The sequence below is a fragment of the Methanobrevibacter sp. genome, assembly GCF_045586545.1.
GTDB lineage: Archaea > Methanobacteriota > Methanobacteria > Methanobacteriales > Methanobacteriaceae > Methanocatella.
In genome coordinates, this window is sequence record NZ_JAZNAN010000021.1 from 1 (window position 1) to 7,225 (window position 7,225).

Genomic DNA, 7,225 nt, shown 5'->3' on the forward strand with positions numbered 1-7,225 from the left:
TGGAAGAATTTTATTCATAATATCCGGTGAAAAAATTAAACATCCACATAATAATGAGATTAATAATGCAATAATATCATGATTAAATGAATTGGAGTAGCCCATTATATCTTTAATAATCCACAATAATGAAATACCTAATGGACCCCTACTTAACATAAATCCAATTATATAAAAAAATACTGGATGATAACCAATGACCTGTTCTCCAGATAATAAACGACTTTCATCACTAAAAACATTCAGCCTTAAAAACATGAAAAGAAATGGAAAATACATTGCTAATCCAAAAGCAATCGCACTGTCCAAGCCTTCAAAAGTAAATGCAAGTAATGCCATAAACCAGGACATAAGGAATGTTAATGGAAACAGCATAATCACTACACTTTGATAAGACATTCCCTGGAAGTTGTTGGATATCATATTATATTTTTCATCTAAAAAATCACGATTATAAATTAATATTGAAAATATTCCGCCAAAAATTATCATTCCTAAAACTGATAAAATAAAATTGATATGTAGAAAGAAATATAATATTAAACACAAAAATAAACCTAAAATTTCAGTGTAAAAAAATAAATAGGCCGAATAAAATTTTAATTCATTTTTAGTTAAATTAATCCAACCTTTGGATTTAATTATATTTAATTCAGTTAACAAAAATATGTCCCCCAATAATAATCAACAATCATTTTAAATCTTTCACGATAAATGTATCGAAACAATATTCATTAAAAAGAATCTTTCTAACTGTATTTTAATTGGATCAGCATAATGGTCTTTTAAAATGGATTTTGCCCGTATATTATACAAAATATTTAGTGCTTTTAACTCAATGAATAAAAAATGAAAGTTAGTCATAAAGGATTTTTTCCAAATATTCTTTAATTTCAGGAACATCATCATGAATAATCTCCCAGATTACATCATCAACGATATTTTCATAATTATGTGCAGTAACATTTCTCAAACCAATTAACTGACTCCATTCAATTCCATCATATTCCTCAAGAAATTCATCTGAAAATCTATTGCAAATTCGCCCATTTGAATAATGACTAATGCACAAGCATCTTTATACAAACTATCTGACATGTAAATTTCTTTATCATCATCAAAACGATTTAGATAATCATTAATACGATTACAATAATCGATTATGGTTTCAGCACCTCTTTTATCTTTTTCGTTCATATAAAAGAACCTCTTCCTTACTTACTGCTTCAAGAAATTTTTTATTTGAACTTCCTTTACTAATTACATCAACATGGCAATCAAATTCATCTTCTAAATCCTGAACTAAAGAAACGTATTGTAGACCCCTTAAATCACCTTTATCCATTACAAAATCTAAATCACTATCTTCAGTTGCTTCACCACGGGCATAAGATCCAAAAAGGCTGAAAGTATTTATTCCATATTTGATAACAATCGGAATAACCCGTTTTTTGATATCTTCAATAGTAAACACCATGAAAAATCACCACCATGCAATGAATTCATATTTAACTATATCCTATTCATTAATAATAAACATTTTCAAACTGCTGCTTTATGAAAAAACACAGTTATGTTTCAACGGAATACTTTGAATAGACTAATTCAAATCATATTAATTTTAAAAATTTTAAAGTGGATCTATTCAACAAAATCATTAGAAAAGGAAAACTTAAATGAAATAACTCCCAAATTAATTCCATATTTGAATTTCCATGAAAAAAAGCGAAAAAATATTAATTGCTCTTGGAATTATTCAAGTAATAATTTCAATATTGCAATTAATATTGAAAGTGTTATGGGATTAATCCCATAATACTCCTTTTCTTTTTTTTCATTATATAAACCTTCCCATAATTAAAATGGAGTTGATAAAAGATGATATGGATATCAATTCTTAATTTAATAATAACAATACTTTTAATTATCCCACAAAAGAGTTCAAATATAAAAATATTATACTAGGATCGTTTTCATTAAATTTAATTTTAATCCTAATGACCATTTTGATAAATTAAAAAAAGATAAAAAATAACTCATTGAGTTAAATTATTTAGATTGCTCTTCAGAGCCAATAAGACAAACACTAGATTTTTTCCAATAACAGTTGTTACATGTCTTACAATCAGATTGTCCGTAGTTATTTTCTTTCCATTCTGTCAAAAAGCCATGATTTCTAACAAATGGACGATACATCGACAGATATTCAATTCCTGTATTATTCAACAAGTGTTCAATGCTTTTCATATCTGACCATCCCCCTCCCAAAACAACCGGAATATCAACTTCACCGACAACTTTGTCTGCAAAACTTACCAGCATGTTTTCATTGTTTTGACCTTTTCTGAAATACTGCGGTGAGAGGAATTTAGTAATCTGCAAACTGTCTGCACCGTTTTCAGCCAGTATTTTACAAATTTCCAATGAATCTTTTTCATCCTGATACAAATTAACCTTACAGTGGATGTGCAAATCAGTAGTCTGCTTGATTAGCTTTATTATTTCCAAAACCATCCTGACACGATTGAAAGTGTTTCCACCGTAATTGTCTTTCCGTTGGTTTTCAAACGGATCCATAACTCGTGAAAGGTAATAGTTATTTCCGATGTTTAACTGAATGCCGTCAAACCCTGCAAATGCAACTTTTTTAGCGGCGACAACATAATCTGTCTGGATTTTTCTAATATCTTCAATTTCCAAATCATTGACTTCCATCATCTGTTTTCCGTTGATGTTGCAGTTTATAAAACCAATTTGTGCAAAAATTGGTGTGTCGAATTCATGGGCAATATCTGTCACTTGCTTGAACTCCTTAATGAAATACGGATAGTTGATGTAGTGAGAATAGTCACTGAAGCGGTCATGAGAATACATTGAAATCAACTCAGTTACTATTATTCCAATGTTATTTTTAGCCAAATCTTCATATCTTTTGTATATCGCTGGAGTCAAGTTTTTTTGGGATTCATTTTCAGATTCCCACAGACCAGATCTGATGATACGATTCTTAAGGTTGAATCTACCAAATTGAGTGTTATCGAATATGCTTTTCATAAATTTAAATTATTCAAGCAAGTATAAAAAGAGATTAGTAATTCAAGAGTTACCAACAGCACTTAAAAGATGAAAATCATAATATATACTGAAGGTGTTAAATGTGAATTCAGAAAAATTAGAGGCATTTGTTGATGCAGTACTTGCAATCATATTAACTGTTATTGTCCTTGAACTGCCCCAACCAGAAACAATAACGTTTGCTGGTTTTTGGGCTTTGAAAACTAACTTTTTTGCATATCTGACCAGTTTCATTGTAGTTTTGACAAACTGGTATTTCTTCCACATAATCTTTGAAATAATTAAAAAAATAGATGGTAAAGTAATAGCAATGACAGGACTTGTCGTTTTTGTAATGTCCCTTCTTCCATACTTTACTCTGCTAATCTCAAACAATTTCACAAACATCAATGCACAGCTGTGCTACTGTATCTTTTTTATTGTAATTGAACTTGCATATGATGTGCTGTTCTGGATGATTATCAATATTGAACACAATAGTGACCTGAAGCAATTGTTGAACCTGAAAAGAACCGGACTGCACCTACTGTTATATGCAATCGGAATAATTTTAGGTTACCTTTTCACTGCCGAAATCATTGTCGTATTTGTATTTGTTGTAGTTTTAACATGGTTCATACATGTTTACATGTCAATCAAAAGTGATAACATTGACTAGTTTTGGTTCTGTAACAGTTATTGCACTTTTTACACCTTGACACGCCGTCACCAGATTTTTTCCATGATTTTAGGAAATCTGATTCAGCTAAAAATGGCCGATACATTGATAAAAATTCAATATCCGTTTTATTCAATAAATCATTCATGTGCTTCTGGCTGTCAAATCCTCCGCCCAAAATAACCGGAATATCAACTTCCTTAATTAACTTTTGGCTGAATTCGACAAGTTCCTCTTCTTCTGAAACATCTTTTGTAAAATACAGAGGGGACAGAGGTTTTGTAACCTGAAGACTATCAGCACCTACCTTTTCAAGCAGCTTGCACATTTCTATGCTTTCATCCTTGTCGATTCCACCTTTTCTTCCATCATATGCATTGATTTTGCAGCTTACATGGAAATCCAGATTGGTTTTGATTACTTTTACCAATTCCAAAACAAGCCTCATTCTGTTGAAGGTGTCTCCACCATAATTATCCAATCTTTGATTGAAATATGGGTCTATGAACTTTGAGAGAAAAAAGTTATTTCCTAAAGCCAATTGTATTCCATCAAATCCTGCCAGCTTAAGTTTTTGTGCTGCAACGATAATATCTGACTGGATCTGGCGGATATCATCAATTGTCAAATCGTTGATGTCAATGTTTAAGTCTATTCCTCTGTTGAACTGGATGAATTCGATTTGGCCAAAAATTGCAACATCATGCTCATGTGCAATATCCGCTAATCGTTTGGCTTCAACCATGAATTGTGGAGCACCACTTCTGATTGAATACTCTGAAAATTTATCCTTCGGATAAACTGAAATCAATTCTGTTATTATTAATCCAACACCGCTTTTAGCCATGCTTTCATATTTGTCATACAATTCACCAATTGATTGTGTCTGCCACAGGCCGGTTCTTACAACTCTGCTTTTGAGTTTTAAATCTCCAAATTGACAATTATCAAAAATATCTTTCATGATTTAAAATAAGTAAAAAATAGTATAAAAAGAGTTCAGTAACTCAAAAATTACCTGATGTTGAAAGCCTGCTCATATTCTTTAAGAACTTCCTGCCTTTGAGCATCATCATATCCAGCATAGTTAAGCTCATTGAAATAATAAGAGGTGATTTCATAGAGAATCTTATTTGTCTTTAAACCCTTTTCAGTTAGGGAATATTCAGTTTGAACCCTTGAGCCGTCTTCAATTGTAGTTTTGGAAACCAGATTATTTTCTTCCATATACTTTAATGTTTCAGATAGAATATGATTGCTGATTGTGGGATTCGCCTTTTTAAACTCAGAGAAATGTTTCATTCCCCGGAAAATATTAGACAATATGCAGAATATCCATTTTCTGTTAAAGAAATCCAAGGTGTTTCCAATTGGACAGACGTTATTTTCAACCATAGTATCAACTTTAGTAACTTTGGAATTACTCACGTATTTATTAATTAACTATTGTAAATAATAATTTAAATAGATTTGGAGGGATGAAAATGAAAATTACATACTGGAGCGATTTTGCATGTCCTTACTGTTATATCGGAAATACAAGACTGAAAAAAGCAATTAGAGATTTATGCCTTGAAAATGAAATTGAATTTGATATTCATGCATTTGAACTTGACCAAAATGCACCTGAAGACGTTGAATCAACGACCGTTGAGAGATTTGCAATCAAATATGGATTGTCTTTTGATGATGCTCAAAAGGAAGTGGAAGGAATATCAAGATTAGGCATTGAAGAGGGAATTGATTTTAAATATGCATCAACACTTTACACCAACACCCGCAATGCCCACAGACTGATGAAACTTGCACAAAGCAAAAACGATTCCGAACTCGTTGAAAACTTAAATGCAATACTATTTGATGCATATTTTACAAAAAACTTAAAATTGGCAGATAGAGACGTGTTGTTGGATGTCGGATGTGAAGCGGGCCTTGAAAAAGAAGAGATTGGAGAAGTTTTGGATAGCGATTTATTCAACAGTGCAGTTGAAAGAGATGAAGAAATAGCCCTAACAGGCGGAATACATGCAGTTCCATTTTATCTGTTTGATGGAAAGTATTCCGTTCCGGGAGCATTATCCTACAATGACTTTAAAACCGTTTTAAGCCAAATCATGAGTGAAAATGAAGTTGATGAAAACAATGAAACAGACAGCTGTGAAGATGGAATCTGTAGGATTTAAGTGTTAATATGAAATTGAGATGGTTAGGTCATTCTGCATTTGAATTTATAAGCAATGATGGAACAAACATTCTGGTTGATCCGTTCATCCGTGCAAATCCAAACTGCACATTGAATGTTGATGAATTGAATCCAGATATCATCTGCATTACCCATGCCCATGCAGACCACTTCGGAGATGCGGCAGAAATAGCCAGAAACGGCAATTCCACAGTAGTCTGCAATTATGAGATTTCAAATTATCTGCAAAGAAAAGGGATTAATGCAGTTGGAATCAATTATGGGGCAGTAATTATGGCAGGAAACGTTAAAATTAGAATGCTTGATGCAAAACATTCCTCTTCATATGACTTTGAAATGGATATGGGTTATGGTGGAAATCCCTCAAGCTTCTTGTTTGAATTTGAAGATGGATTTAAAGTGTTCCAGGCAGGCGATACCGGACTGTTCTCTGATTTGAAATTTGTTGTGGGTGAAGTTTACAAACCTGATTTGGCATTGCTTCCTATTGGGAACATATTCACAATGGATCCAAAAGAAGCATCAATAGCAGCGAAATGGATCAATCCGAAATATGTGATTCCAATGCATTACAATTCATTTCCTTCAATCATGCAGGACGAAAACGAATTTAAAAAACTAGTTGAAAAGGAAACAACCTCTTGCGAAACGATACTTTTAAAACCTCTTGATATTTATGAATTTAAAAATAAATAATAAAATGAAGTCATAAAACACTTTTGTTTTGAATATTTTCTCAATAATTTATCAAAGAATTTAATCCGAATATGAAGTCAATATAGTGAAAAAACTATACAAAATATAAATACCAACTAAAAAAAGGCCAAATTAATTCCTTAAAAAAAGACTTTTTTTTTAAAAATACCAATATATTATTCTTAACAAAATCATAAAATAAGTTATATTAAGTTAATGATGAAAAAACTTAATATTAATGACCAATAATTCAAATAACGCTCAAATTATGTACAATGGATTTTGCCCGTATACTAACTCTCTTGAATCATCGCTAGATTACCCTTAGCTCCTCGAGTAACCCTCGAAACGGGCAGCCTATCCAATATTAACTATTTTTTAATCACCGCTAGCAAACAAGCCATCTCATAAAAAAATTAAATTAATATTAGTCAAAAATGATATGACAATAATATTATGTAAAAAATTATATTTAATTATTTCTTAAAAAAAATAGATTTAAACATTAAAATTTGACAATAAAATAATTGATTTAGTATTTAAAAATAAGAAACGGTAATTATGAATATAATGAGCTTGCAGCGAAATGAAAT

At 31.2% G+C, this 7,225-nt stretch carries 10 protein-coding genes; 3 read left to right on the forward strand and 7 right to left on the reverse strand.

Annotated features, from left to right (window positions below):
• The 5 genes from ACKI3D_RS01725 to ACKI3D_RS01745 all read right to left on the reverse strand — a co-directional run.
• Positions 1–663: hypothetical protein (locus tag ACKI3D_RS01725; RefSeq protein WP_407391754.1), on the reverse strand; the 663-nt coding region annotated here is incomplete at its 3' end.
• Positions 664–856: 193 nt separating this feature from the next.
• Positions 857–973: a HepT-like ribonuclease domain-containing protein gene (locus tag ACKI3D_RS01730; protein ID WP_407391756.1), complete on the reverse strand. Its 117-nt coding sequence runs from the start codon at positions 971–973 to the stop codon at positions 857–859.
• A 5-nt stretch (positions 974–978) separates the two neighbouring features.
• Entirely contained in the window at positions 979–1,197 is a 219-nt protein-coding gene (locus tag ACKI3D_RS01735) for a hypothetical protein (RefSeq protein WP_407391758.1), read from the reverse strand.
• On the reverse strand, positions 1,181–1,477 hold the full coding sequence (locus ACKI3D_RS01740) for a nucleotidyltransferase family protein (protein ID WP_407379291.1): 297 nt from the start codon (positions 1,475–1,477) through the stop codon (positions 1,181–1,183). Before ACKI3D_RS01740 ends, ACKI3D_RS01735 begins: the two co-directional genes overlap by 17 nt.
• A 572-nt stretch (positions 1,478–2,049) precedes the next feature.
• Complete coding sequence (locus tag ACKI3D_RS01745) at positions 2,050–3,054, reverse strand: tRNA-dihydrouridine synthase (RefSeq protein ID WP_407379293.1); 1,005 nt, start codon at positions 3,052–3,054, stop codon at positions 2,050–2,052.
• Positions 3,055–3,157: 103 nt separating this feature from the next.
• Between ACKI3D_RS01745 and ACKI3D_RS01750 the strand changes: the two genes are divergently transcribed.
• On the forward strand, positions 3,158–3,733 hold the full coding sequence (locus ACKI3D_RS01750; protein ID WP_407379295.1) for a TMEM175 family protein: 576 nt from the start codon (positions 3,158–3,160) through the stop codon (positions 3,731–3,733).
• Here ACKI3D_RS01750 and ACKI3D_RS01755 read toward each other — a convergent pair.
• Positions 3,711–4,697: an NADH-dependent flavin oxidoreductase gene (locus ACKI3D_RS01755; protein WP_407391760.1), complete on the reverse strand. Its 987-nt coding sequence runs from the start codon at positions 4,695–4,697 to the stop codon at positions 3,711–3,713. The two genes, ACKI3D_RS01750 and ACKI3D_RS01755, sit on opposite strands and share 23 nt — an antisense overlap.
• A gap of 50 nt (positions 4,698–4,747) precedes the next feature.
• Positions 4,748–5,128 carry a winged helix-turn-helix transcriptional regulator gene (locus tag ACKI3D_RS01760; protein ID WP_407379299.1) on the reverse strand — a complete coding sequence of 127 codons (381 nt, stop codon included), beginning with the start codon at positions 5,126–5,128 and terminating at the stop codon, positions 4,748–4,750.
• 89 nt (positions 5,129–5,217) lie between these two features.
• Here ACKI3D_RS01760 and ACKI3D_RS01765 point away from each other — a divergent pair, with 89 nt between their 5' ends.
• Both ACKI3D_RS01765 and ACKI3D_RS01770 read left to right on the forward strand, forming a co-directional pair.
• On the forward strand, positions 5,218–5,916 hold the full coding sequence (locus tag ACKI3D_RS01765) for a DsbA family oxidoreductase (protein WP_407391762.1): 699 nt from the start codon (positions 5,218–5,220) through the stop codon (positions 5,914–5,916).
• A gap of 8 nt (positions 5,917–5,924) precedes the next feature.
• Positions 5,925–6,632 carry a metal-dependent hydrolase gene (locus tag ACKI3D_RS01770; protein WP_407391763.1) on the forward strand — a complete coding sequence of 236 codons (708 nt, stop codon included), beginning with the start codon at positions 5,925–5,927 and terminating at the stop codon, positions 6,630–6,632.
• The last annotated feature ends 593 nt before the right edge of the window (positions 6,633–7,225 follow it).